Source organism: Streptococcus sp. CCUG 71758, assembly GCF_011714815.1.
Classification (GTDB): Bacteria; Bacillota; Bacilli; order Lactobacillales; family Streptococcaceae; genus Streptococcus; species Streptococcus halitosis.
Map to the genome: position 1 here is coordinate 13,997 of NZ_RXXO01000003.1, position 22,877 is coordinate 36,873.

At 43.2% G+C, this 22,877-nt stretch carries 27 protein-coding genes, 1 pseudogene and 1 other annotated feature; of the genes and pseudogenes, 2 read left to right on the forward strand and 26 right to left on the reverse strand.

The genetic code is table 11. From position 1 onward, the window contains the following. Nucleotides 1–9: 9 nt before the first annotated feature. The 9 genes from EKB01_RS06490 to EKB01_RS06530 all read right to left on the reverse strand — a co-directional run bounded on the left by EKB01_RS06490 (nt 10) and on the right by EKB01_RS06530 (nt 7,348). A complete protein-coding gene (locus EKB01_RS06490) occupies nt 10–996 on the reverse strand; it encodes a dihydroorotate dehydrogenase (RefSeq protein WP_165442252.1) in 987 nt (328 codons plus the stop codon). Then, nucleotides 959–1,759, reverse strand: a complete 801-nt coding sequence (locus EKB01_RS06495) for a dihydroorotate dehydrogenase electron transfer subunit (RefSeq protein WP_001070094.1) — start codon at nt 1,757–1,759, stop codon at nt 959–961. Before EKB01_RS06495 ends, EKB01_RS06490 begins: the two co-directional genes overlap by 38 nt. A 245-nt stretch (nt 1,760–2,004) precedes the next feature. Further along, entirely contained in the window at nt 2,005–2,385 is a 381-nt protein-coding gene (locus EKB01_RS06500; RefSeq protein ID WP_000157153.1) for a VOC family protein, read from the reverse strand. A gap of 57 nt (nt 2,386–2,442) precedes the next feature. Further along, complete coding sequence (gene rplT, locus EKB01_RS06505; RefSeq protein WP_000124830.1) at nt 2,443–2,802, reverse strand: 50S ribosomal protein L20; 360 nt, start codon at nt 2,800–2,802, stop codon at nt 2,443–2,445. A 51-nt stretch (nt 2,803–2,853) separates the two neighbouring features. Beyond that, entirely contained in the window at nt 2,854–3,054 is a 201-nt protein-coding gene (gene rpmI / locus EKB01_RS06510; protein ID WP_001125942.1) for a 50S ribosomal protein L35, read from the reverse strand. Between the two features lie 32 nt (nt 3,055–3,086). Further along, the gene (gene infC / locus EKB01_RS06515) at nt 3,087–3,617 is read right to left on the reverse strand and encodes a translation initiation factor IF-3 (protein ID WP_000848184.1); all 531 of its coding nucleotides are present in this window, start codon (nt 3,615–3,617) and stop codon (nt 3,087–3,089) included. Nucleotides 3,618–3,632: 15 nt separating this feature from the next. Continuing rightward, nucleotides 3,633–3,764: a sequence feature (ribosomal protein L20 leader region), on the reverse strand. Between the two features lie 73 nt (nt 3,765–3,837). Next, a complete protein-coding gene (locus EKB01_RS06520) occupies nt 3,838–6,078 on the reverse strand; it encodes a DNA internalization-related competence protein ComEC/Rec2 (protein ID WP_033584043.1) in 2,241 nt (746 codons plus the stop codon). After that, nucleotides 6,062–6,712 carry a helix-hairpin-helix domain-containing protein gene (locus EKB01_RS06525; RefSeq protein WP_167266209.1) on the reverse strand — a complete coding sequence of 217 codons (651 nt, stop codon included), beginning with the start codon at nt 6,710–6,712 and terminating at the stop codon, nt 6,062–6,064. Before EKB01_RS06525 ends, EKB01_RS06520 begins: the two co-directional genes overlap by 17 nt. Nucleotides 6,713–6,778: 66 nt before the next feature. Next, nucleotides 6,779–7,348, reverse strand: coding sequence for a GNAT family N-acetyltransferase (locus EKB01_RS06530; protein WP_167266211.1), 570 nt, complete (start codon nt 7,346–7,348; stop codon nt 6,779–6,781). 176 nt (nt 7,349–7,524) lie between these two features. Here EKB01_RS06530 and ald point away from each other — a divergent pair, with 176 nt between their 5' ends. Then, on the forward strand, nt 7,525–8,637 hold the full coding sequence (gene ald / locus EKB01_RS06535; protein ID WP_167266214.1) for an alanine dehydrogenase: 1,113 nt from the start codon (nt 7,525–7,527) through the stop codon (nt 8,635–8,637). Between the two features lie 57 nt (nt 8,638–8,694). Here the strand turns inward: ald and EKB01_RS06540 are convergent, their stop codons facing one another. The 17 genes from EKB01_RS06540 to EKB01_RS06620 form a co-directional block, all read right to left on the reverse strand. Then, nucleotides 8,695–9,681, reverse strand: coding sequence for a PhoH family protein (locus EKB01_RS06540; protein ID WP_000658201.1), 987 nt, complete (start codon nt 9,679–9,681; stop codon nt 8,695–8,697). Nucleotides 9,682–9,761: 80 nt separating this feature from the next. Further along, nucleotides 9,762–9,977 carry a YozE family protein gene (locus EKB01_RS06545; RefSeq protein ID WP_001232084.1) on the reverse strand — a complete coding sequence of 72 codons (216 nt, stop codon included), beginning with the start codon at nt 9,975–9,977 and terminating at the stop codon, nt 9,762–9,764. Nucleotides 9,978–10,000: 23 nt separating this feature from the next. Continuing rightward, complete coding sequence (locus tag EKB01_RS06550; protein ID WP_061588095.1) at nt 10,001–10,579, reverse strand: GrpB family protein; 579 nt, start codon at nt 10,577–10,579, stop codon at nt 10,001–10,003. 11 nt (nt 10,580–10,590) lie between these two features. Continuing rightward, nucleotides 10,591–11,445 carry an RNA-binding virulence regulatory protein CvfB gene (cvfB, locus tag EKB01_RS06555; RefSeq protein WP_167266217.1) on the reverse strand — a complete coding sequence of 285 codons (855 nt, stop codon included), beginning with the start codon at nt 11,443–11,445 and terminating at the stop codon, nt 10,591–10,593. 60 nt (nt 11,446–11,505) lie between these two features. Continuing rightward, nucleotides 11,506–12,063, reverse strand: a complete 558-nt coding sequence (gene frr, locus EKB01_RS06560) for a ribosome recycling factor (RefSeq protein ID WP_009730016.1) — start codon at nt 12,061–12,063, stop codon at nt 11,506–11,508. A gap of 8 nt (nt 12,064–12,071) precedes the next feature. Next, nucleotides 12,072–12,809, reverse strand: a complete 738-nt coding sequence (gene pyrH, locus EKB01_RS06565) for a UMP kinase (RefSeq protein ID WP_000002996.1) — start codon at nt 12,807–12,809, stop codon at nt 12,072–12,074. Between the two features lie 83 nt (nt 12,810–12,892). Further along, nucleotides 12,893–14,227 (reverse strand): methylenetetrahydrofolate--tRNA-(uracil(54)-C(5))-methyltransferase (FADH(2)-oxidizing) TrmFO, encoded by a 1,335-nt coding sequence (gene trmFO, locus EKB01_RS06570; RefSeq protein ID WP_167266219.1) that lies wholly within the window; start codon nt 14,225–14,227, stop codon nt 12,893–12,895. A 145-nt stretch (nt 14,228–14,372) separates the two neighbouring features. Then, nucleotides 14,373–15,239 carry a 16S rRNA (cytidine(1402)-2'-O)-methyltransferase gene (gene rsmI / locus EKB01_RS06575; protein ID WP_033584028.1) on the reverse strand — a complete coding sequence of 289 codons (867 nt, stop codon included), beginning with the start codon at nt 15,237–15,239 and terminating at the stop codon, nt 14,373–14,375. Between the two features lie 2 nt (nt 15,240–15,241). Further along, complete coding sequence (gene yabA, locus EKB01_RS06580) at nt 15,242–15,559, reverse strand: DNA replication initiation control protein YabA (protein ID WP_000358227.1); 318 nt, start codon at nt 15,557–15,559, stop codon at nt 15,242–15,244. Between the two features lie 36 nt (nt 15,560–15,595). Further along, complete coding sequence (locus tag EKB01_RS06585) at nt 15,596–16,486, reverse strand: DNA polymerase III subunit delta' (RefSeq protein ID WP_033584026.1); 891 nt, start codon at nt 16,484–16,486, stop codon at nt 15,596–15,598. Continuing rightward, the gene (gene tmk, locus EKB01_RS06590) at nt 16,483–17,121 is read right to left on the reverse strand and encodes a dTMP kinase (RefSeq protein WP_033584024.1); all 639 of its coding nucleotides are present in this window, start codon (nt 17,119–17,121) and stop codon (nt 16,483–16,485) included. The genes EKB01_RS06585 and tmk overlap by 4 nt, the downstream gene beginning before the upstream one ends. A 113-nt stretch (nt 17,122–17,234) precedes the next feature. Next, a complete protein-coding gene (gene proC, locus EKB01_RS06595; protein WP_033584022.1) occupies nt 17,235–18,032 on the reverse strand; it encodes a pyrroline-5-carboxylate reductase in 798 nt (265 codons plus the stop codon). A 3-nt stretch (nt 18,033–18,035) separates the two neighbouring features. Then, complete coding sequence (locus EKB01_RS06600; protein WP_167266222.1) at nt 18,036–19,298, reverse strand: glutamate-5-semialdehyde dehydrogenase; 1,263 nt, start codon at nt 19,296–19,298, stop codon at nt 18,036–18,038. Between the two features lie 9 nt (nt 19,299–19,307). Then, nucleotides 19,308–20,417 (reverse strand): glutamate 5-kinase, encoded by a 1,110-nt coding sequence (proB, locus tag EKB01_RS06605; protein WP_000875725.1) that lies wholly within the window; start codon nt 20,415–20,417, stop codon nt 19,308–19,310. 101 nt (nt 20,418–20,518) lie between these two features. After that, entirely contained in the window at nt 20,519–21,418 is a 900-nt protein-coding gene (locus EKB01_RS06610; RefSeq protein WP_167266225.1) for an RluA family pseudouridine synthase, read from the reverse strand. Further along, a complete protein-coding gene (gene lspA, locus EKB01_RS06615; protein WP_167266228.1) occupies nt 21,402–21,869 on the reverse strand; it encodes a signal peptidase II in 468 nt (155 codons plus the stop codon). The genes EKB01_RS06610 and lspA overlap by 17 nt, the downstream gene beginning before the upstream one ends. Then, on the reverse strand, nt 21,866–22,774 hold the full coding sequence (locus EKB01_RS06620; protein WP_001025717.1) for a LysR family transcriptional regulator: 909 nt from the start codon (nt 22,772–22,774) through the stop codon (nt 21,866–21,868). Before EKB01_RS06620 ends, lspA begins: the two co-directional genes overlap by 4 nt. Between EKB01_RS06620 and EKB01_RS09315 the strand changes: the two are divergent. Beyond that, nucleotides 22,767–22,838: pseudogene (locus EKB01_RS09315) on the forward strand (AraC family transcriptional regulator); the annotation flags it as partial. The gene EKB01_RS06620 and the pseudogene EKB01_RS09315 overlap by 8 nt on opposite strands. Nucleotides 22,839–22,877 lie beyond the last annotated feature (39 nt).

Consider the following 22,877-nt stretch of genomic DNA (forward strand, 5'->3'; position numbering starts at 1 on the left):
AGACCTAGCTTATCTCAGACTGGCTTTGACTTCCTTACGGAGATCTTCCAAACTGCTAATGCCATATTTGTCCATAACTTTTGGTAAATTTTCGATGATATCAGGACAGGCATAAGGATTGGTAAAATTGGCTGTTCCAACTCCGATGGCAGACGCTCCAGCCAGATACATTTCTAGTGCAGCCTCTGCCGAATCCACTCCTCCCATTCCAATGATGGGCAGGTCTGTTGTTTGGGCAACTTGACGGATGAGTTTGAGGGCTACTGGAAAAACTGCCGGGCCAGACATTCCACCTGTTCCATTGGCCAAGATTGGTTTGCGAGTTTTGAGGTTAAAGCGCATACCGACTAGAGTATTGATCATGGTTAAGCCACTTGCCCCTGCATCTTCTGCGGCTTTGGCGACGGTGACAATATCTGTTACACTAGGAGTAAGCTTGACATAGACTGGCACATCAGAGGCTTCCACAGCCGCTTTTACCACTTCATAAGCCAAGTCAGGATCTTGCCCAATCAGAAGTCCATGATTGCCGTGATCTACATTCGGGCAGGAGATATTGAGCTCGATAGCTTTTACATTGGCTGCCTTGGAAATTCCTCGAGAAACGGCAGCGTACTCTTGTTTTGAAAAGCCAGCTACATTAGCGATGATAGGAAGATTTGGGTATTCTCTTTCCAACCAAGGAAGTTTTTCAGCCAAAACAGCTTCTAAACCAGGATTTTGTAAACCGATTGCGTTGAGCATACCAGCAGGTGTCTCTGCCACCCTTGGAGTTGGATTGCCAAAACGGGGTTCAAGTGTCGTCGCCTTGATCATAATAGAGCCTAAAAGGTCTAAATCATAGTACTTGGCATACTCTTGACCAAAACCAAAACAGCCTGATGCTGGTATAATTGGATTTTTCAAATCCAAACCAGGAAGAGAAACTTGTAAACGATTTTTAGTCATAATTTTCTCCTTATAACACAACTGTTCCTGTGCGGAAAACAGGGCCATCTTCACAGACGCGTTGACTGACAGTCTCACTATCTGGCACTTTTAGAACGCAGGCATAGCAAGCCCCCATCCCACAAGCCATACGAGATTCCAGAGATAGGTAGGCTCTTGGGTGGTCATAAAAGGTTTGATTGATGTACTTCATCATTCCAGGTGCCCCACATGAGTAAACCGCATCAAATTGACTACCTAAATCATTGATAACAACAGAAACATTTCCCTTGATGCTATAAGAACCATCATCTGTCGTTACAAATACCTGACCATATTGGGCCAATTCGGTTTCGAGAATAACAGCATCCTTAGTCGCAAAACCGAGGACTGTCACTACTGTCACCCCACGCGCATGCAATTCCTTAGCCACCTCAAGCAAGGGTGGAACACCGATCCCACCACCAACGAGGAGAACTTGGCTCTGATTGTCTAAATCAGACAAGTCAAAACCATTTCCCTGAGGCCCCATCACATCAAGAGTATCTCCCTGACTTAAGGTTGAAAAAATAGCGGTTCCAGCACCCTCTATCCGATAAATGAGATGACACTGCTTATTTGCCTTGTCAATAGACGAAATTGAAATAGGACGGCGCAAGAGATGGGCATCATCAGGCACACGTAGATGTAGAAATTGGCCTGCTCGCATAGCTTCAACCATTTCTCCTTCTAGAACTAATTCAAAGATTGCTGGCGCAATTTCCTCCTGTTCAACCACCTTCATGGTTTCCAAACGAATGGCACCCAAACGCTTCTTACATGTGGGATTCATGATTTTCCTCCTTAAATTTAAGGGGACCAGATAAAGAAAAGGCCTTGCTAATGCAAGGCCTCAGTTAGGTTAGGCTAGAACTCATGCGCACACTTAAAAAGTCTCCACAGAGAGTCCCCTATCCCTTTTATCTGACACCTTGTGAGTCTCTCTGGACTCCCCTTAAAGGTTAAATTTGTATTAGTATACCCTTTCAAAGAAAAAAAGTCAAGTAGAAAACGAACATTCTACTTGACATTACTCGATTATTTTTCACGAATCACTTCGACTTTGTAGCCATCAGGATCCTTGACAAAGTAATAGTTTGGTGCAGTTCCTGGTAGACCATTTGGCTCAGTCACTTCATATCCTTTTGCACTGTGCTCTTGATGAAGCGCTTCAAGGTCAGGTGTACTGAGGGCGATATGTGCAAAACCATCTCCCACCACATAAGGGCCGTGATCGTAGTTATAAGTCAATTCCAACTCATAGTCGTCACCCTCAAGTCCTAGATAGACAATCGTGAAGGCATGATCTGGAAAATCTCTGCGACGCAATTCTTTAAATCCAAAAGCATCTTGATAAAATGCGATTGATTTTTCAAGGTTTTCTACTCGCAAACAAGTGTGTAGCATTTTTGAAGCCATATATTCTCCTTTATTTTTAAAAAGACTGGGACAATCCTGTTCCAGTCTTATCAATTATTATTTACCAAGTTTTGCTTTAGCTGCATCTGCAAGAGCTGTGAAAGCTGCTGCATCATTAACAGCCAAATCAGCAAGCATTTTACGGTTAACTTCGATTTCAGCCAATTTCAAACCATGCATCAATTGTGAGTATGAAAGTCCGTTCAAACGAGCTGCCGCATTGATACGAGTGATCCACAATTTGCGGAAGTCACGTTTTTTCTGACGACGGTCACGGTATGCATAGTAGTAAGAGTTCATTACTTGTTCTTTTGCAGTACGGAACAAGATGTGTTTAGCTCCATAGTAACCTTTTGCTAATTTAAGAATACGTTTACGACGTTTGCGTGATACAACGCCACCTTTAACACGTGCCATGTTTTATTTCCTCCAAATATTTCCTAGAATTGTTTACTTACTATTAGGCTATTATTTCAAGCGAGTAAGCATTGCTTTGATACGTTTGAAATCTCCTGAATGCACCATAGATGCTTTACGAAGATGACGACGTTGTTTCTTAGTTTTTCCGTGGAAACGGTGAGAAGTGTAAGCACGGAAACGTTTAAGTCCACCAGAACCTGTACGTTTGAAACGTTTAGCTGATGCGCGGTGTGTTTTTTGTTTTGGCATGATTTTTTCTCCTTTATTTAACTTTCTGACAATTATTTTTTGTCAGTTGCTGGCGCCAACTGCATGAACATTTGGCGTCCATCCATCTTAGCTCGTTGTTCGATGATTGCAATATCTTGTGTTGCTTCAGCAAACTCGGCTAAAACTTTTGCACCAATCTCTTTATGGGTGATCATACGCCCTTTAAAGCGAATGGATACCTTAACTTTATTTCCTTTTTCAAGGAACTTGCGTGCATTGCGAAGTTTTGTGTCAAAGTCACCCTTGTCAATAGTTGGACTCAGACGAACTTCTTTCACAGTAACAACACTTTGTTTTTTACGTTGTTCTTTTTGCTTTTTCTGATACTCAAATTTGAACTTACCGTAGTCCATAATTTTAGCAACAGGTGGTTTTGCTTGGGGTTGAATCAATACTAAGTCAACATTTGCACTATCAGCCAATGCTTGCGCTTCGCTGAGTGGCTTGATGCCTAGCTGTTCTCCCTCAAGACCGATCAAGCGAACTTCACGTACACGAATTTCATCATTGATGAATAAGTCTTGCTTTGCTATGGTTTTCACCTCTTTTTTATTATTAGAGAAAAACAATAGCGGACTCGTAATGATACAAGCCCGCACGTTATGATAGCGTTTCTTAGAAACTTTTCATCCGTAGGGCCAGGCAACTTGATGTCACAAGGCGAGAAGCTCTCACTTCTGCTTTTCTCAACTTTTATATGATACCAAGTTTTCTATCCCTTGTCAAGATAAAAAGTCAATTTTTCGAAAAACTTTGTCTATTTTATCGCACCGTTTCAATTCGCCAACTATTCCATCCTTTAAAGCGGATAGCCCCTTGCTGGTCAGTTCTGTAAATCTTACTCTTGATACTTTCCATTCGTGTCAAGGTTTCCTGATGGGGAAGTTTCGCACGATTGTTTTTTCCAACTGAGATGAGAGTAATTTCTGGTTTGATTTTTTCTATGAAAGCTGGATTGGATGATGTTTTAGCACCATGTTGGCTTGCTTTCAAGACATCCACCTCTAAGTCAGGATATTGCTTTAGAAGATCCTTCTCTCCCTTCTCTTTCAAGTTTCCAGTAAAGAGAAAATGCTTATCCAAGAGTTTTCCATAAAGAACCAGAGAATCATCACGATTCCTATCTCCAATCTTCCTTGGAGATAGGACTTCTAAGTAACTGCCAAAAATCGGCAAGTTCTCCCCTGCTGCCACACTGCGCACCTCGGTTTGGCTTGCTTCTAGCTCCGCTACAAATTCCTTCTGTGTCAGACTTCCTTTTGATACTAAAATCTCTCCGACATGGAAAGCCTTTGTTACTTCTAGCAAATCGCCAACATGCTCCTTGTCTGTATTGGTCAAAACCAGCTGGTCAATCTTGTCTACTCCTCGACTTTTAAGATAGGGAATCAAGGTTCTCTGGGCATTGCTGGTCGTCGCCTTTTCTTGCCATTTTTCAATTTTCTTATCAGACTCTGCCTTGCCTCCCACGTCTATGAGAATGGTTTTTCCAGTTACATCCCGTAGGAAAATACTTTCTCCCTGCCCTACATCCAGCATGGTAATTTCATTTTCCAGAGGATGCTTGATTAAGAAAAAGAGCCCTATGACAAAGAGACTGAATCCTGCTAGTCTTTTGATGTTTTTCCTAAAATCATACAGTATTGCCAAGGAAATTAACAGTAGAATCAACAGCCATGCGTTGGGTTGTCCAAAGACCAAGGGCCTACTTGCCATCTGTGAAACCAAGCGAATGATGCCCTCCAACCACTCAAAGACAAAGTTAAACTGAGTGACTGGGTAAACAAAAGACAGAATGAATAAGATGGACAAAAGCGGTAAGAATACCACATCAAACAGAAAAGAAAAGACAAAGGTCAAAAGGATAGACCAAGGCTGAAATTCTGCAAAATAGAAGGATAGAATGGGCAATATTCCCAAGGAAATGACCAGACTTTCTCTAGCAACAGCCTTGATCCCCTCCCCTTCTTTGCTGGTCATGGTCAAGATAAAAGCATAAGCACAAGACAAGACCCCTCCAGCTGTCAAGAAAAAGTTGGGCATGATGATAAAGAGGACAAGGATCGTCAAGGCAAAATTATCCAAGCCCTTAATACCATGTTGTGCTAGTAACTTTTGCAAGAGACTGCGAATGACCGAAGCTGAAAATCCTGTCAGACCTGCATAGATAAGAGAAAAGGGATAAGTTAGCCACTTCAACTTTTCTTGAGTTAAGCCCAATCGCAAGAGGAGTTTCTTAAAGGCATCCATGAAAAAGCCCACCTGCATACCCGACAAGGCAAAGAGATGGATAATTCCAAGACTGGAATAGAGCTCATTCATTTCCTCAAAGTCCGTGTCCAAATGTCCTAAAAGAAGACCTGTCATATAATTGCGCATAGGATCTGGAAAGCGCTTCTTGATCCAAACTACAGCCTTCCGACGTAAACCAGACAGATTTTCTCCTATATCCCAACTTCTAACCTGTTTCATTGACTGGATACTCTTGATAGTCAAAGTTTGGTAAATTCCTTGAGTCTTTAGATAGGCTTGATAGTCAAATCCACCAAAATTCCTCTGACCTTCAGGCTCTGAAAGTTTTCCTTCTATCTCTATCTCGTGAAGGTCTGTTAAGGCCTGAAAGAGCTTTTTCTCCTCCTCAGACTGGAGTTTATAGTAAACTTGTAAGGTGCGGCCGTCAGCCTTGCCCCGAAAGGACAGACTATCTCCATTGACCTTAATAGTGTCAGGCAAAATCCGTACCCTCTTAACAGAATCCACTAGGTTTTGACTAGCTTGTGTCTGTTGCCAAGTTTGAAACAGAAACCAAAATCCAAAAACTCCACAAATAGCTAGAACTTTACCAGTCGATTTCCAAGGAAATTGAAAAAAGAGACAGACAAGCAAAAAAACAAAACCTAGCAGTGCGAGATAGGACGCTCCAAAAATGGCATAGTAAAGCCAGAGTAACAGAAAACTCAAATAGATTAGGGGGATAGGGAAATTCTTAATCCACTGTAACATAGTCTTTTAGCTTTTCTATGGTCTTTGCGCCAATGCCAGAAACTTTCTTTAGTTCATCAACCGACTTGAACTTGCCATTTGCCTCGCGATGGTCGATAATATCCTGAGCTCGTTTTCCTCCCAAGCCTTTGACCTGCTTGAGTTCTTCCAGACTAGCTCTATTGAGGTTGACCTTCTTTTCTTTACTTGTTGAAGGAGTCGTTCCAGAGGCAGCCTGCTGACTAGCTGCTTCTTCTCCCTTAGTTGGAACATAGACAAGAGCCTCGTCACTGACTTTCTGAGCGAGATTTAGCGATTTGCTATCTGCCTCCTCTGTCAATCCACCAGCTTTCTGAACAGCATCATGAACTCGACTGCCAACTGGCAAATCATAAATTCCTGGCGATTTAACGGCACCTTTGACATCCACTGTGATTAGATCTTGTTCAGCAGACTCTTCCTTTTCCTCCTTCTTCACTTCTTTTTCAGACGATGAATCCTTTGAAACAGCTGCGACTTCAGTCTGCAAATTTGTTTCTGTGACGGATGTCTGTGTAGATGGCTTTAGTAGGAAAAATCCGCCCAAGGCCAAACCCAAACCAGCACAGATGGCAATGATTTTATACTCTTTGATTTTCTCTATAATTGCTTCCATATTTTCTCCTCTCTTAGATTATTCGTAAGAGGAAGAAAAAAACAGCTGAAAAATCTTTTCAACTGCTTACTTATTTGCAAAATAATCTTCCTTAGTCAAGACATAATGAACTCTTGTGATCATTCGACCTGGTTCTTTATTATCCATTCTGGCATAGGGTTCTTCGTGGGAAAAGCGCATACCTGATTTCTCCATGACCTTTCCTGATGCGGGATTGTCCTTATCGTGAAGGGCAGTCAACTTGTTCATTCCAATCTTCTCAAAAGCCAGCTCAATAACGGCGCGATTGGCTTCTGTCGTCAATCCTTGATTCCAATACTTTTGGTTGATAATATAACCAATAGCTGCTTTTTTGAGAATGTGGTCAATCTTGTGCAAATCAATAGTTCCAATAAACTGACCATTGCTTTTTAATTCGATTCCCCAACGGCCCAAGGGATTAGACAAGTAAAACTGAGCAATGTTGTTCTTAGTTTCTTCTAAGCTTTGATTTGTTGGAAAAGTGTATCGTGTATTTTCTCTGTCTGAAGCATACTCAAACATAGCTTCTGCATCATCCAAGGTTACAGGTCGGAGCAATAAACGCTTCGTTTCTATAGTTGGATACTGGGCAAATTTCACAAATATTGATTCCATACTTTTCCCTCCATTAGAGCTTGATTCTCACTAGTCTAGCATAAATAAATTTTAATGACAAGTTTTCCTTGATTTTTGAAGCGGTTTCATATACAATAAAATCATCACATTTTTGATTTATGAACTGAAATGTGACAACTAAAACAATCCCGTCAATTGAAAGGTAGGTTATCTCTATGTTAATCGGAATCCCAAAAGAAATTAAAAATAACGAAAACCGTGTCGCCCTCACACCTGCTGGTGTCCATAGCTTAGTTTCTCGTGGACATCGTGTCCTCATCGAAACAAATGCTGGTCTTGGTTCAGGATTTACTGATGCTGACTATCAAAAGCAAGGAGCTGAGATTGTCGCTACTGCTGCTGAAGCCTGGGCTGCCGAATTAGTCGTTAAAGTAAAAGAACCTCTAGCTTCTGAATACGGTTATTTGCGCGATGATCTTCTCCTCTTCAGCTACTTGCACATGGCCGCTGCGCCAGAATTAGCAGATGCTATGTTAGCAGCAAAAACAACAGGAATTGCCTATGAAACTGTTCGTGATAATCAAGGACAACTACCACTCCTCGTTCCTATGAGTGAGGTTGCAGGTCGTATGGCTGTTCAAATCGGAGCTCACTTCCTTACTAAGCAAGCTGGTGGCTCTGGTGTCCTACTAGGTGGTGTGCCGGGTGTTCCAAAAGGAAAAGTAACCATCATCGGTGGTGGTGTCGTCGGTACACATGCTGCCCGCATCGCCCTTGGACTTGGTGCTCAAGTGACTATTTTAGATATCAGTGCCAAACGTCTCTCAGTGCTAGAGGAAGTCTTTGGGAACCAAATCCAAACTCTTATGTCCAATTCATTCAACATTGAAGCAAGTGTGAGAGATGCAGATGTGGTGATTGGTGCAGTTCTCATCCCTGGTGCCAAGGCTCCGAAATTGGTGACAGATGAGATGGTCAAACAAATGCGTCCAGGCTCTGTCATCGTTGACGTTGCCGTTGACCAAGGTGGCGTTATCGAGACAGCTGACCGTGTGACAACACACGATGAACCTGTCTATGAGAAACACGGCGTTCTCCACTATGCCGTTGCCAATATCCCTGGTGCGGTTGCCCGTACTTCTACTATCGCCCTAACAAATGTCACTCTTCCTTATATCGAAGCACTGGCTGGCAAAGGATTCGCACAAGCAATCTCTGAAGATGAAGGCTTACGTCAAGGTGTGACCACTTATCAAGGTTACTTGACCAGCCTCCCAGTTGCTCAAGGCCTCGATAAAGAGCACACGTCTATCGACGAACTTGTTTAACAACAATCAGTCATTAAATCAGAAAAAGAGCAGTTCACATCTGAACTGCTTTTTTTGCTATTCTGTTTCTTGGTTCTTTTCTTCAACCTTAACTGGAGCTGGTTCATAGGCTCGAATAATCTGAGCGACAACTGGATGACGAACCACATCCTTAGCTGAAAAATGAACAAAGTCGATTTGGTGAATGTTCTTGAGCTTTTCTTGAGCATCAATCAAACCGGACTTAACATTACGTGGCAGGTCAATCTGACTGATATCCCCATTGACAATCATCTTAGAATTAAAGCCTAAACGAGTCAAGAACATCTTCATCTGCATGATGGTCGTATTCTGTGCCTCATCGAGAATGACAAAGGCATCATCCAAGGTCCGACCACGCATATAGGCAAGGGGCGCAATTTCAATGATTTCACGCTCCATGAGACGAGTCGTTTGGTCTTTGCCAAGAATCTGATACAAGGCATCATAAACTGGTCGAAGATAGGGATCGACCTTCTCCTTAAGATCACCTGGAAGAAATCCTAGACTCTCACCTGCTTCTACTGCTGGACGAGTCAGGATAATCCGCTTGACTTGCCCACGTTTAAGGGCAGTTACTGCCAAGGTCACTGCAAGAAAGGTCTTCCCTGTCCCTGCTGGTCCGATTCCAAAGGTCACATCATGCTGTTTGACACTGTCCACATAAAGTTTTTGACCTAAGGTTTTGACACGAATCGGTTTCCCAGTATTGTCCTTGATGATTTCTTCTTCGTAAAGGGCGACAAACTTGTCGATTTCATCGTTTTTGACCATGCTAATCGCAGTCACCACATCTGGCGTGCCAACGGTCATCCCCCGATTCACCAAGACCATCAAGGCTTGGATAACCTGACGGGCTTCTTCACAGGCAGTCTCTTCTCCCAAAACCTGGACAATCTCCGTACGGGCATGAATCACCACATCGAGCTCTTCTTCCATCAAACGAAGATGGCGCTCATTGGAACCAAAAAGATGGAACAAGTCATCTGGGTGACTTAGTTGAATGTCTATTGAATGTTCCTTCAAATAAAGAACCTCTCTAATCCGTTTATTTCTTTTTATTATAGCAAAGAGAACAATAAAATACTAGCCTCATCTCATTGTCTCTAGTGTTCTAAGTATTCTTGCCAGATGGCGTCAAAGTCTCCTAGGTTAAAAGAGAAGCTGGCATGCTCCTCCAAAAAGCGACTCACCTCATCAAAATCATCCGTGTGTTTTGGAAAAGCTGACTCCTCAAAAGCGAGGTCTGCCAAGATAGCTTTAGGACTGTTACTTTTAGGATTGCGCTCGGTCATGAGCCAAGTGTAAAATGATTTTCTCAATTCTTTCTCCTATCAAGAGTTTTTTAATGACACTTTTCTGATTCTTGAAAATTACTAGACTTAGCCTCTGAAACGTAGTGGTTTATAAAATCTGTTTTCGCATCTGTATAGGCGTCTCGGTTGTGTTCAAATTTTTTCCACAAACTTAGTTTTAATTCCTGATACGCTTGGGCAATATCTGGATGCTGGCAGAGATAATCTCTAAAATAAATCTCGTCATGATCTCCCGTCATTCGCAAATGTAAATGAAAAACTTTCTCGGCAAAGCCCTGCTCTGTATAGCCTTTATTTAGCGAAATCCTGTTAGGACTCTCCGACATCACTAGCCACCCATTCTTCACCAATAAATCCCTAACTCTTGCTAAATCCTCTATTTTACCTACTTCTAGCAGAATATCAACGATATTTTTAGCCCAAATATTAGGGATAGCAGTGCTACCGATATGTTCTATTCTTTTAATAACATTTGCACCCAATATTTTTTTCAGATTTGCTTTTTCCGATTCATACCAGTCTTTCCACTCTGACTTGTGCTCTACTAGAAAAATAGGAAAAAGTTGCCAGAGTTCCTCTAAACTCATTTCTTCAAGTTTCTTTATCATGTCTATAAGGTTTAAATCAACTCTGTCCCAAACTGATCTTGCTTGATTTTACCAGCCTTCATCAAGCCACCGAGCGCTTTCTTGAACTGACCTTTAGAAATGCCAAAGGTTGCCTTGATGTCCTCAGGAGACGACTTATCATTCAAGGTCATGAAACCGCCATTGCTTTCCAAGTAGGTCAGAATCATCTGGGCATCATTTTCCAACATTTCAAAGGAACGTGGTTTGAGGGAGAGGTTCAAAGTACGGTCTACTTCACGGAAACCGATGACACGCGCATCTAGAACTTGCCCCAAACGTGGCTCTGCGTAGCGTTCACTTGGGTGAATGAAACCAAGCATGTTATTTTCTGGTAGGTAAACAAAGGTTCCTGACAGCTTGAGACGGTAAACAATAGCTGGCCAGTTTTGGTTCTGCATGTTGTTGTAGGCAGGACGAGCCAGACGTTGGAAGTCTTCCTGATACGCCAAAAGTCCCCAGATTCGGTCTTTCTTGTCCACTTCAAGGCGGATGTAGAGTTTGTCACCCTTCTTAGGCCAGAGTTCCTTGAGCTCAGGGAGGATATCGAGTGACACAACGATTTCTTTATCAGGTAGACCGGTATCGACAAAGACACCCAAGTCCTTACGAACTTCTGTTACGGTTCCCCAACCAAATTGGTCCTGAGTGGCAGTCACTTCTAGAGTGGTCAAGCGGAGTTTTTGCTTCATATCTGAGTAGGCAAAACCTTTGACCGTATCCCCTACTGTATGTTGACCTTCTTCCTTGGCAAGTGCATAGGTTTGACCATCCTTTTGCACAAAGTAAAAACGGTCATTTTCATCGATGATAAGTCCAACGATAAAACTTGCAAGATTTGTATTCATATTTCCTTCTTTCGAATAAAACTCAGCCAGCAATGCCAACTGAGTTTTTCTGTTTATTTCTTAGACTTCCAAAAGTTCTTTTTCCTTGTTGGCAGTCATATCGTCGATGTGTTTCACAGCATCGTCTGTTACTTTTTGAATATCCTTTTCAAGGGTCTTCAATTCATCTTCAGTGATTTCTTTTGCTTTTTCTTGTTTCTTAGCTTCGTCCATAGCATCACGACGGATGTTACGAATAGCTACTTTGGCATTTTCACCGACCTTCTTCACTTCTTTAGCAAGGTCACGACGAGTTTCTTCTGTAAGGGCAGGGATAACCAAGCGGATCACAGAGCCGTCATTAGCTGGTGTAATACCAAGATCAGAAGCGTTCAAGGCACGTTCGATGTCTTTCAATGAAGACTTGTCAAATGGTGTCACTAACAAGACACGCGCTTCTGGAATGGTAATTGAAGCGATTTGGTTAAGAGGAGTTTCTACTCCATAGTATTCTACGTGGATACGGTCAAGCAAGCTTGCATTGGCACGGCCGGCACGGATACCACCAAATTCACGAGCAAGTGAGTGGTGAGACTGGGTCATTCTTTCTTTCGCTTTTTCAATAATTGCGTTAGTCATAATCTTTCCTATTCCTTTTCTTCGATATTGTTTGAAACTGTTGTTCCGATATTTTCACCAAATACGACACGTTTGATGTTGCCTGGTTGGTTCATGTTAAAGACAACCAAGTCAATGTCATTATCCATTGAGAGGGTTGAAGCTGTTGAGTCCATGATACGAAGACCTTTGTTGATAACATCACGGTGGGTCAATTCTTCAAACTTAACGGCTGTCTTGTCTTTCTTAGGGTCGGCATTGTAAACACCATCGACACCGTTTTTAGCCATAAGAATGGCATCTGCTTCGATTTCAGCTGCACGAAGAGCCGCTGTTGTATCTGTTGAGAAGTAAGGTGAACCAATTCCGGCACCAAAGATAACGATACGGCCTTTTTCAAGATGACGAAGGGCACGTCCACGTACATAAGGTTCTGCAACTTGTTGCATCGCAATGGCTGTTTGCACTCGCGTATCAACACCAACTTGTTGCAATGAATCTGCCATCACAAGAGCATTCATAACGGTCCCAAGCATTCCAGTGTAATCTGCCTGAACACGGTCCATTCCTGCTTCTGCAGCAGGTTCCCCACGCCAGAGATTCCCTCCACCAATAACAAGGGCAATTTCGATACCTAAGCTATGAACTTCTTGAATCTCTTTTGCGATTGTTTGAACTGTCTGGATATCAATCCCTACGCCACGTTCACCGGCAAGGGCTTCACCTGATAACTTGATTAAAATACGTTTATACTTGGGGTTCGCCATTTTTACTCTCCTTTTTTTATCCTACCTATTTTATCACAATTTCTAAGATTTTTATAGTATCATGAGCAATTCTTTCAAAAAAATTAGACAGTCAAAAATTCCTCTAAGTCAGCAAGAGCACGCTCTGCAATTTTTTCATAACGAGCCTTCTTATCACGGATACGCTCGCCTTCCAACTCCTTGATGATCCCGAAATTGACGTTCATAGGTTGGAAATGCTTGCTGTCAGAGTGGGTGATGTAATGAGCCAGACTTCCAATCGCTGTTGTTTCTGGAAAAATAGCTGCGCTTTCTCCCTTGAAAAGACGAGCTGCGTTAATCCCAGCTACTAGACCTGATGCCGCTGACTCAACATAGCCTTCCACACCCGTCATCTGACCAGCAAAGAAAAGGTTTGGCTGTTTCTTAGAACGATAGGTTTGTTCTAGCAAGTTCGGTGAATCCATGTAAGAATTGCGGTGCATGACACCATAACGAACAAACTCCGCATTTTCAAGACCTGGAATCATTTGGAAGACACGCTTTTGTTCTCCCCATTTGAGGTGGGTTTGGAAACCGACGATATTGTAGAGGCTACCAGCCGCATTGTCCTGACGAAGTTGAACAACTGCATAAGGGGTTTTGAATTCGCCATCACGAGGTCCTGTGTAATCTTCTGGATACTCCAAACCGACTGGCTTCATAGGACCATAGAGCATGGTTTTAATGCCACGTTTGGCCATGACTTCGATTGGCATACATCCTTCAAAGTACTTTTCTTTTTCAAACGAATTGAGCGGTGCTTCTTCCGCATCGACCAAGGCTTCATGGAAATCCATAAATTCTTTTTTAGTCATAGGCGCATTAAGGTAGGCCGCCTCTCCCTTGTCATAACGAGACTTGAGATAGACCTTACTCATATCGATGGTGTTAACGTCGATAATCGGCGCCGCCGCGTCGTAGAAATAGAAACCATCACCGTCATTAAGGGCATGAATCTTTTCAGCTAGGGCATCACTGGTCAAAGGACCAGTAGCGACAACTGTAATAACATCAGTCGGCAATTCTGTAATTTCATCACGAACCACTTCAATCAAGGGGTGGTTGGCCACTTTTTCGGTCACCATTTGGGAGAAACCATCACGGTCCACCGCAAGGGCACCGCCTGCAGGAACACGTGTAGCTTCAGCAGATTCCAATATGACAGAACCCAAGCGACGCATTTCTTCCTTGAGAAGACCGACAGCATTGGTCAAAGCATCCCCACGTAAGGAATTGGAACAAACCAACTCTGCAAAATTGTCTGTTTTGTGCTGGGGTGTAGGCTTTACACCACGCATTTCAAAAAGTTTAACTGGAATACCACGTTCTGCAATTTGATAAGCTGCTTCAGAACCTGCCAAACCTGCTCCGATAACATTGATATAAGATTGAGACACGACACTAATACCTCTTTGGGTGGAACCTAAGTTCATATCAAAACAAGCTACTAGACTGTTTGACACCCACAAATCTTTCTAAATTTTCTTTTACTAGTATAACAAAAAAAGGGAAGAAGGCAAACTTCCCTGTTTAGTCATTTTCTTAATTTTCTTCCCAGTCGTGGTAGGCAGCATAGAGCTGGCTTTTATTCCACTGGTAGAGTTTCGCAACTTCCTTTATGGCTTGATTTTTCTTCATACCTTGCTGGATACGAGCTTGGATTTCTAAGAACAAGTCTTCCTCGTCCTTTTCTTCCACATCCTGACTGACGCCTTCAACGATGAGAAGGCATTCACCCTTGAGTGGCGTTTCAGCTATGTTTTCTAATAACTCAGAAATGGTACCTCGTTGGTATTCTTCATAGATTTTAGTCAATTCTCTCACCAAGACCACCGAGCGGTCGCCGTAGACTTCTAGCATATTTTCTAACGTATCCGCTACACGGTGGGGCGATTCATAGAAAATCTGAGTTTCTGGATAATCTTTTTTCAAGTCGAAAAATTGCTTTTGCTGACCTGATTTTCTCGGTAAGAAACCGTAAAAGATATGTGGCTGTGGCGCCAATCCGCTAGCAATCAAGGCAGAAATCCCTGCAGAGGCACCTGGAACTGTGACAACAGCAATATCTTCTTCGATGGCTGCCTTGACCAAATCGTGACCAGGGTCCGAGATGCTAGGCAGACCCGCATCAGAAACCTGAGCAATACTTTGCCCCGCCTTCAATAAACCGATCAAATCAGGAATTTTTTCCTTGGCATTGTGCTCATGAAAACTGATCTGTTTGGTCGGAATGTCAAAATGCTTGAGCAAAAGACCCGTATTGCGCGTGTCCTCCGCAGCAATCCAGTCCACCTCTTTCAAGGTCTGAATGGCACGAAAAGTCATATCATCTAGATTGCCAATCGGCGTTGCCACTAGGTAAAGCTTGCCATAGGGAGATTGCCCCTTAAAACTTTTTTGAATCTGCATGCTTACTCCCTGTACAACAACTCGTCACAGAACATACATTCCTCGTCCTGCTCTCGGCGTTGCCCATAAAAATCATTACAAACGTGAAAACCATCTTTATAGATTCGTCGGACGCTTTCACGAACATGCTTGGCCTTGACGGGAGCATCTGCTTCCACCTCGCCTAAGCGTTCGCGCAACTTACTATTTTCCAAACGAAGAGCTGTATTTTCCTCTACCAAGCTCTTGAGATTTTTCTTAATGGCTTCCACATCGGCCAAGGTCACCAATAACTGTTGGGAAAAATCGTCCAGCGCATCAAATAATTCTTTCTTATCCATAAACCAGCCCTTTCCTTTCTTTATCCTTCATTGAGTTTATATTTCTTTCAAGACCAGATATTCCATGGCATTTTGAAAGCTAACATTGGCTTGCCACATTTTTCTAGCTTCTAGCAAATCTTGTAGAATCTGTCGAATCCTTGCTTGCAAGAGATCCTGTCCACAGAGCACTTCGAGGATTCGCAAGACCTGATCCTGTTTTTCCTTGTCATCTGCCAAGTTGGCTAATTTAGCAACTTGGAGATAACTTTCTTTTTTCTTAGTTAATAACCAGGTCAGCAGACGTTCACTCTCATCCACCAAATTCCAAAAACTGGCTTGATTGGCCAGCTTTTCTGCTTCAGCACGCGATTGACTAAACTGTGCTAAAAGAGTCGCTTTTTTCTTAACGAGACCTGCTTGTTCTAATTGATGAATGAGCTTTTCTTCTTGCTTTTTAAAGTGGAAAATTTGGGTCCGACTTCGGATAGTTGGTAAAATCTTTTCCTCATCGCTAGTCAAGAAGAAAATATAAACCTCACTCTGGGGTTCTTCGATGACCTTGAGCAGAGAATTAGCCGCGTTGGGATGCATTTTCTCCGCCTGCTCGATAATAAAGACCTGTTGCTGACTTTCAATCCCTGCTTGGGAAAACTGACCCACCAATTCCCGAATGCGTTCTGTCTTGATGACCTGATTGACTGGCTTAATCAAGGTAACATCGGGAAATTCTTCCTGCTCAATCAGCTTGCAGTTTCGGCATTTCTCACATGGTAGAACGCCTACTTTATCCCTACAAAAGAGGCTCTTAGCCAAAAACTGCGCCATTTCCAAGCTTCCAAAGAAACCTGAAAAAAGATAGGCGTGATTGAGCTGGTCTTGTTCTAGGATACGGACAAAGCGGTCAAACTGGTCTGGTTGCCAAGCCTTTAGTTGATCTTGTTTCATTTATCCAAGCCCATTCTGTCAAATAAGACAGCCTTAGTTGTTTCCACAACTTGCTCCAAAGGAAGACTCGCATCAATCTTGACAATGCGATTTCCATCTTTGTCCAGAAGAGAAAGATAACCTTGACGGACTTTTTTGTGCAAGTCTAAGCCTTCCAAGTCCAAACGATTGACCTCGCGATCACTATTGGCAGCAATGCGAGCCAGCCCCTCTTCCACCTCAATGTCAAAATAGAGTGTCAAATCGGGTTTGAGGCCATCTGTCGCAAAGTGATTGAGCCAATCAATGGCATCAATATCCAAGCCTCGGCCAAATCCCTGATAAGCAAGGGAACTATCGATGAAGCGGTCCATAATGACCAACTTGCCAGCTGCAAGTGCTGGGAGAACTTTTTCCACCAAGTGCTGTCTGCGACTGGCAATATAGAGAAGGAGTTCCGTTTTAGGATCCATCTGAGTATGACTTGGATCCAAAATCACTTGACGAATTTTCTCCCCAATCAAGACTCCGCCAGGTTCACGGGTCGTCAGCACCTCTACTCCTTTTTCCTCTAAAATTGGGAGCAGAGCCTCTAAAACACTGGTCTTGCCTGCTCCCTCTGGTCCCTCAAGAGAGACTAAAAATCCTTTTAACATGTCTAACTCATTTCTTTTTTACTACTTCTATTCTATCAAAAAAATAGGGGTTTGTGACAATCTTTTTGTCTTCTTATTCCATGCACTATAAAAGAGGCAGTCAAAGCCACCTCTTATTTACCTAATTCTTGTGTTCGTTTATAGGCTTGCTGAACTGCATCCATGACTGTTCCTCGAAAAGCATGCGCTTCTAAACTCGCTACACCAGCGATAGTCGAACCACCTGGACTACAAACTTGGTCTTTCAAAACTCCAGGATGTTGCTGGCTTTCGAGAACCATTTGCCCAGCGCCGACTACTGTTTGGGCTGCCATTTTCAAGGCCCTTTCTCGGGGCAATCCTGTCTGCACACCCGCATCTGCTAAAGCCTCGATAAAAAGGTAGACAAAGGCTGGTCCACAACCTGCAAGACCTGTCGCAGCATCGATTAAGCCATCCCCCAGCTCAACCAAGAGACCAGCCTTGGCTAAAAGCTGACAAAAGAGCTCCCTGTCCTCAGCACAACAGTTTTCTGATAAAGCGTAACTAATCACTCCTTGGCCGATAGCCACTGGTGTATTGGGCATGATGCGAATAATTCGGTGTTGACTTGGCAGAAGACTTGCCAGTTTTTCCAAGGTCAATCCAGCCGCCATGGAAATCAAAAGAAGACTTTCTCTCTTTTCAAGGATGGTCTGGTATTGAGAAAGCAAGTCTGAGAACTGAGCAGGCTTAACACCTAGAAAAATCACATCTGCTTCTGCGAAGATTTCGTCATTGCTGGAAGCCTGACCACCAAAGTTGGCAATGAAAGCATCTACTTTTGCTTGACTACGATTGGCAAGGAGAATCTGAGCACCCGTCTTGGCCTGCACAACAGCCTTAGCCAAGCTAGCTCCCATATTCCCCAAACCGATAAATCCAATCTTCATCTCTTACTCCCTTATCTGTCCATCACCAGTAACCACATACTTGTAGCTGGTCAACTCTTTCAAGCCCATAGGCCCACGCGCATGCAGTTTCTGAGTAGAAATCCCCATCTCACATCCAAGACCAAACTGGCCACCATCAGTGAAACGAGTCGAGGCATTGACATAAACCGCGGCAGAGTCCACTTGATCTGTAAAGTAAGCTGCAGCTTCAGCATTTTCCGTCACAATCGCATCCGAATGATAGGTACTGTGGGCTTCAATATGCGCAACCGCTTCTTCTAAACTGCTCACAACCTTAACAGCTAGGACATAGTCTAAAAACTCGGTATCAAAGTCTTGAGCCTCAGCTGCTCGACCTGAAACAAACTGACTTGCTGTGCTATCCAAACGAAATTGAATTGGTTCCAACTCAGCTTCTTTTCGATCTGCAACCAGCACTTTCTCCAAGCGAGGAAGGAAGCTTGCTGCCTTGTCTTCATGAACCAGCAAGACCTCCATAGCATTGCAGACAGAAGGACGACTGGTTTTAGCATTGTTGATGATAGACAGAGCCTTGTCTTCATCGGCATCCTTATCCACATAGACATGGACAATTCCAGTTCCTGTCTCGATAACGGGCACGATAGCATTTTCAACCACAGCATTGATCAAACCAGCCCCTCCACGAGGAATGAGAAGATCTAAATAGCCCTTAGCCTTCATCATAGCATAGCTACTTTCACGACTGGTATCTTCTACCAGTTGAATCACCTCTGGATGAATGGTAGTCGTCTCCAAGCCCTTCTTTAAAGCTGTGACAATAGCATGGGCAGTTTGATAGGCGTCCTTCCCACTACGAAGAACAACCGCATTCCCACTCTTGAGTGCCAAAGCAGCCGCATCAGATGTCACATTTGGACGACTTTCATAGATAATACCGATGATCCCCATAGCCACACGCTTCTTAGTAATAACCAAGCCATTTTCAAGCTGACTTGTTTCTAGGACTTCACCAATAGGATCTGGTAAAGCAACCACTTCACGAATCCCATTTGCCATCGCTTCTATACGTCCCGCATCCAAATAAAGACGATCTAGCATAACATCTGAGATTTTCCCCTTGGCCGCTTCCATATCGAGGGCATTGGCCGCTAAAATCTCCTCAGTAGCAGCCACTAAGTGATCAGCCATAGCTAGCAAGGCTTGGTTTTTCACTGCTTCACTAGCAGTATTGATTGATTTCTTAACAGCCTGTACCTGTTCAAATTGTTCTTGTGTACTTACCATCGTTCACCTCTAAAATTCTGTAAAGAGCAGCTGGATTTCAGGAGTGATGGAAATCCAGTCATCACGGTGAATCAAGACTCCCTTAGCTTTTTGAGAACGGAGCATATCTTCTAGGGCTGAGACACCAAATTGGACACGTCCCTTTCCAAGAGATTGACCTGTTTCTTTATCTGCTACTGTGACAATATCGTGGTAAGAGAAGTTTCCTTCCACTTCTACAACACCCGATAAAAGGAGACTTTTCCCGTTTTTTGAAAGTGCCTCTGCAGCTCCACCATCTACCCAAATCGTTCCCTGACTTTGAGCATAGAAGGCCAGCCATTGTTTCTGGGTACGAAGTCCCTTCTCTTGCGCAACAAAGAAGGAACCATCCCTAGTCTCCTCCGCTGCTTCGATCAAGGCATCTGATTTCAAGGAGGAGCAAATATAGACTGGTACACCCGACTCCGTTGCAATCGTAGCCGCCTTAATTTTTGTCAGCATACCCCCAGTTCCATTTGAAGAACCTGCTCCACCAGCCATATCAATAATCTCACGATTGATAGTCTCGATTTTGTCCAAGCGTTTGGCTGTTGGATCTGAGTTGGGATTGCCAGTATAGAGACCGTCCACATCCGTCAAGAGAACTAAAAGATCCGCTTGGACCATCGCCGCTACCTGGGCACTTAGAGTGTCATTATCCCCAACCTTGAGCTCATCAATAACGACGCTATCATTCTCGTTAATGATAGGAATTGCCCCACGATGAAGCAATACGGACAAGGCCTGATGGGCGTTCTTATAGCGACGTTTATCTACAAAATCATCTTGTGTCAGCAAGATTTGTGCAGAAACGATCTGGCGCATGAGGAGGTTGGTTGTGTATTCCTCCAACAAAAGTCCCTGACCAACTGCAGCAGAAGCTTGTTTATCTGCAATCTTGGTCGGACGTTTTTTAAAACCCAAAGCTCCAAATCCAGCGGCTACTGCCCCAGATGACACTAAAATCAACTCATGTCCAGCCTCATGCAGCATAGCCAATTGCTGGGTAATTGCCTTTACTTTACTTCTTGATAAACTCCCGTCTTCATTTGTCAAGGAGGAGGTCCCCACCTTAAAGACGATTCGTTTGTACTTCATATTCTCACTCCGATTCTTCATATTTATCCATTATAACATGAATACTTTAAAATAGAAAAGACTTGAAATGAAAAAGGTTGAGACAAGGCATCTCAACTCTTTTATCTATTCTCAGTTTTACGCAATCTTTCCAGCGTTTCTTTAAAAATCTCTGGAATATCTGCTGTGAACTCCAAGGTTTCACCTGTTCTCGGATGGGTAAAACCTAGAGTCTTAGCATGGAGAAACTGTCCATGTCCTTTCAAAGTCTTACGAGGACCATAGACTTCATCACCAGCGACTGGATGGCCAATATAAGCCATATGAACACGGATTTGGTGGGTACGCCCTGTTTCCAGTTGCAACTCCACTAAGCTATAATCACCAAAACGTTCCAAGACGTGAAAACGGGTCACTGCCGGCTTCCCTTTAGCAGTTACTGCCTGTTTCTTACGGTCTTTTTCACTACGGCCAATCGGCGCTTCAATCACACCACGATCATTGGGAAGATTGCCATGAACAATCGCCCAGTATTTACGTAGAGACTTCTTATCTTTTAGCTCTTGGGCAAGTGCCAAGTGGGCCTCATCATTTTTTGCAATCATAAGGAGACCAGACGTATCCTTATCAATACGGTGAACGATACCCGGTCGGAGAACACCATTGATACCTGACAAGTCCTTGATATGGTACATGAGGGCATTGACCAGGGTTCCGCTAGTATGACCGGCACTGGGATGAACAACCATCCCTTGAGGTTTGTTAACAACAGCTACATCCTCATCTTGATAGATGATATCCAGTGGAAGATTCTCAGCCACATACTCTAAAACCTCTGGTTCTGGCACATGATAGGTGACCACATCCCCCTCTTGGACAGTGTATTTGGCTTTCTTGGCTTGCCCATTGACCAAAACTTGTCCAGCCTTGATTTGTTCATTCGCGAGACTGCGTGACAATTCTGTCAGGTCCGACAGAGCCTTGTCTAGACGTTGCCCACCAGTTTCAATTTTTATTTCCATTTACTTCCTCTTTAAGCATTGCAATCAATAGAACAATCACACCAACTGTCAAATAGCTGTCAGCAACATTGAAAATCGCAAAGTTGATAAAGTCTAGGTGAAACATATCCACCACAAAACCTTGACTCATTCTGTCGATAAAGTTGCCTAGACCTCCCGCGATTATCAAAGTCAGTCCGAAAACTAGCCAGAGAGAATCCTCCATATGTTTATGTAGATACCAAATGGCTCCTACCATGACGACCAGTGTAATAACAGCAAAAAACCACTGCTGGTCTTGTAACATTGAGAAGGCTGCCCCACGATTTTGCAGGTAGGTCAAGCTAACGAGATTGGGGATCCACGAACGAACTTCACCCAGTGGAATCTGCTGGACAACATAGGCTTTAACCCACTGATCCAGCCCAATCAAAAGCAGTACAATGACTGCTACTATTCCTCTTTTTTTCATGATTTCCTCTTTTGATCAAAATATTCTTGCATAACCTCAACGAAAAGAGTACCAGCTTGGCTAAGCTCCACTTCCTCACGTTTGACGTAGACCATGCGGTTATCTAGATTATCCTTGAGACGAATAACTGTGATCCCATTAACACTGTCACTATCTAAAAATCCTGAACCTGTCGCATAGGCATCTGTCCGCTCCAAAATACCATTCAAAGTGGCACGGTCGGTCACATTAAACATCTGGGAGCTCGCGCTGGTGTCGACAAAGTTCTCTGAATAGTATAGGTACTCATCCTTTTCCTGGGTGAAACGAACTGTTGGTAGATCCGCTAAATCCTCCATAACCAATTCCTCTTTCTGTGCTAAAGGATGTCCTTCACGAAGATAAATGTGAGTCTGGAAAGGAATTAGTTCAATAACTTCTAAACCAAGTTTTTCAACCCGTTGCATGATGCCCTTTTTATTTTGGTTGTTGAGGTAGATAATCCCAATCTCACTATGCCCTTGGGCTACTTCGTCTAATATTTGAACTGTAGTAGACTCAAAAATACGAAAGTTCTTATAATCAGGATAACGTTCTGAAAAGGCCGTAATCGTTGGTGGCAAGAAGTCATAGTGCTGACTGGCAATGGAAAATTCATCCTTTTCTTCCTCAGGATTGGCATACTGATTTTGAAAAACATCAAAGCCTTTGACCAACTCCTGCGCTTTCTCATAAAATTCCATACCACGACGGGTCAAAAACGTTCCCGAACTCGTCCGACGGAAAATTTTAAAACCTAACTCTTTTTCCAAATCGCGCACAGAAATAGACAGACTGGGCTGACTCACATACATCTTTTCAGCAGCTTCACGGAAAGTACCACTATTGGCAATAGCAACAACATAGCGTAATTGTTGAATATTCATCTTCTACCCCCAACTTCTCTATCTGTTCATTATACCATATTTTAGAAGTTTTCCACCTAGGAAAAATAATGTCGCTCACAAAATTCATCTACACTAGTAACAA

Coding starts and splice junctions, on each gene's coding strand:
- EKB01_RS06490 (WP_165442252.1), bottom strand. CDS start 996: ATGGCCCTGTTTTCCGCACAGGAACAGTTGTGTTATAAGGAGAAAATT.
- EKB01_RS06495 (WP_001070094.1), bottom strand. CDS start 1,759: ATGAATCCCACATGTAAGAAGCGTTTGGGTGCCATTCGTTTGGAAACC.
- EKB01_RS06500 (WP_000157153.1), bottom strand. CDS start 2,385: ATGGCTTCAAAAATGCTACACACTTGTTTGCGAGTAGAAAACCTTGAA.
- rplT (WP_000124830.1), bottom strand. CDS start 2,802: ATGGCACGTGTTAAAGGTGGCGTTGTATCACGCAAACGTCGTAAACGT.
- rpmI (WP_001125942.1), bottom strand. CDS start 3,054: ATGCCAAAACAAAAAACACACCGCGCATCAGCTAAACGTTTCAAACGT.
- EKB01_RS06520 (WP_033584043.1), bottom strand. CDS start 6,078: ATGTTACAGTGGATTAAGAATTTCCCTATCCCCCTAATCTATTTGAGT.
- EKB01_RS06525 (WP_167266209.1), bottom strand. CDS start 6,712: ATGGAAGCAATTATAGAGAAAATCAAAGAGTATAAAATCATTGCCATC.
- EKB01_RS06530 (WP_167266211.1), bottom strand. CDS start 7,348: ATGGAATCAATATTTGTGAAATTTGCCCAGTATCCAACTATAGAAACG.
- ald (WP_167266214.1), top strand. CDS start 7,525: ATGTTAATCGGAATCCCAAAAGAAATTAAAAATAACGAAAACCGTGTC.
- EKB01_RS06550 (WP_061588095.1), bottom strand. CDS start 10,579: ATGATAAAGAAACTTGAAGAAATGAGTTTAGAGGAACTCTGGCAACTT.
- cvfB (WP_167266217.1), bottom strand. CDS start 11,445: ATGAATACAAATCTTGCAAGTTTTATCGTTGGACTTATCATCGATGAA.
- frr (WP_009730016.1), bottom strand. CDS start 12,063: ATGACTAACGCAATTATTGAAAAAGCGAAAGAAAGAATGACCCAGTCT.
- pyrH (WP_000002996.1), bottom strand. CDS start 12,809: ATGGCGAACCCCAAGTATAAACGTATTTTAATCAAGTTATCAGGTGAA.
- rsmI (WP_033584028.1), bottom strand. CDS start 15,239: ATGCAGATTCAAAAAAGTTTTAAGGGGCAATCTCCCTATGGCAAGCTT.
- yabA (WP_000358227.1), bottom strand. CDS start 15,559: ATGGATAAGAAAGAATTATTTGATGCGCTGGACGATTTTTCCCAACAG.
- EKB01_RS06585 (WP_033584026.1), bottom strand. CDS start 16,486: ATGAAACAAGATCAACTAAAGGCTTGGCAACCAGACCAGTTTGACCGC.
- tmk (WP_033584024.1), bottom strand. CDS start 17,121: ATGTTAAAAGGATTTTTAGTCTCTCTTGAGGGACCAGAGGGAGCAGGC.
- proC (WP_033584022.1), bottom strand. CDS start 18,032: ATGAAGATTGGATTTATCGGTTTGGGGAATATGGGAGCTAGCTTGGCT.
- EKB01_RS06600 (WP_167266222.1), bottom strand. CDS start 19,298: ATGGTAAGTACACAAGAACAATTTGAACAGGTACAGGCTGTTAAGAAA.
- proB (WP_000875725.1), bottom strand. CDS start 20,417: ATGAAGTACAAACGAATCGTCTTTAAGGTGGGGACCTCCTCCTTGACA.
- EKB01_RS06610 (WP_167266225.1), bottom strand. CDS start 21,418: ATGGAAATAAAAATTGAAACTGGTGGGCAACGTCTAGACAAGGCTCTG.
- lspA (WP_167266228.1), bottom strand. CDS start 21,869: ATGAAAAAAAGAGGAATAGTAGCAGTCATTGTACTGCTTTTGATTGGG.
- EKB01_RS06620 (WP_001025717.1), bottom strand. CDS start 22,774: ATGAATATTCAACAATTACGCTATGTTGTTGCTATTGCCAATAGTGGT.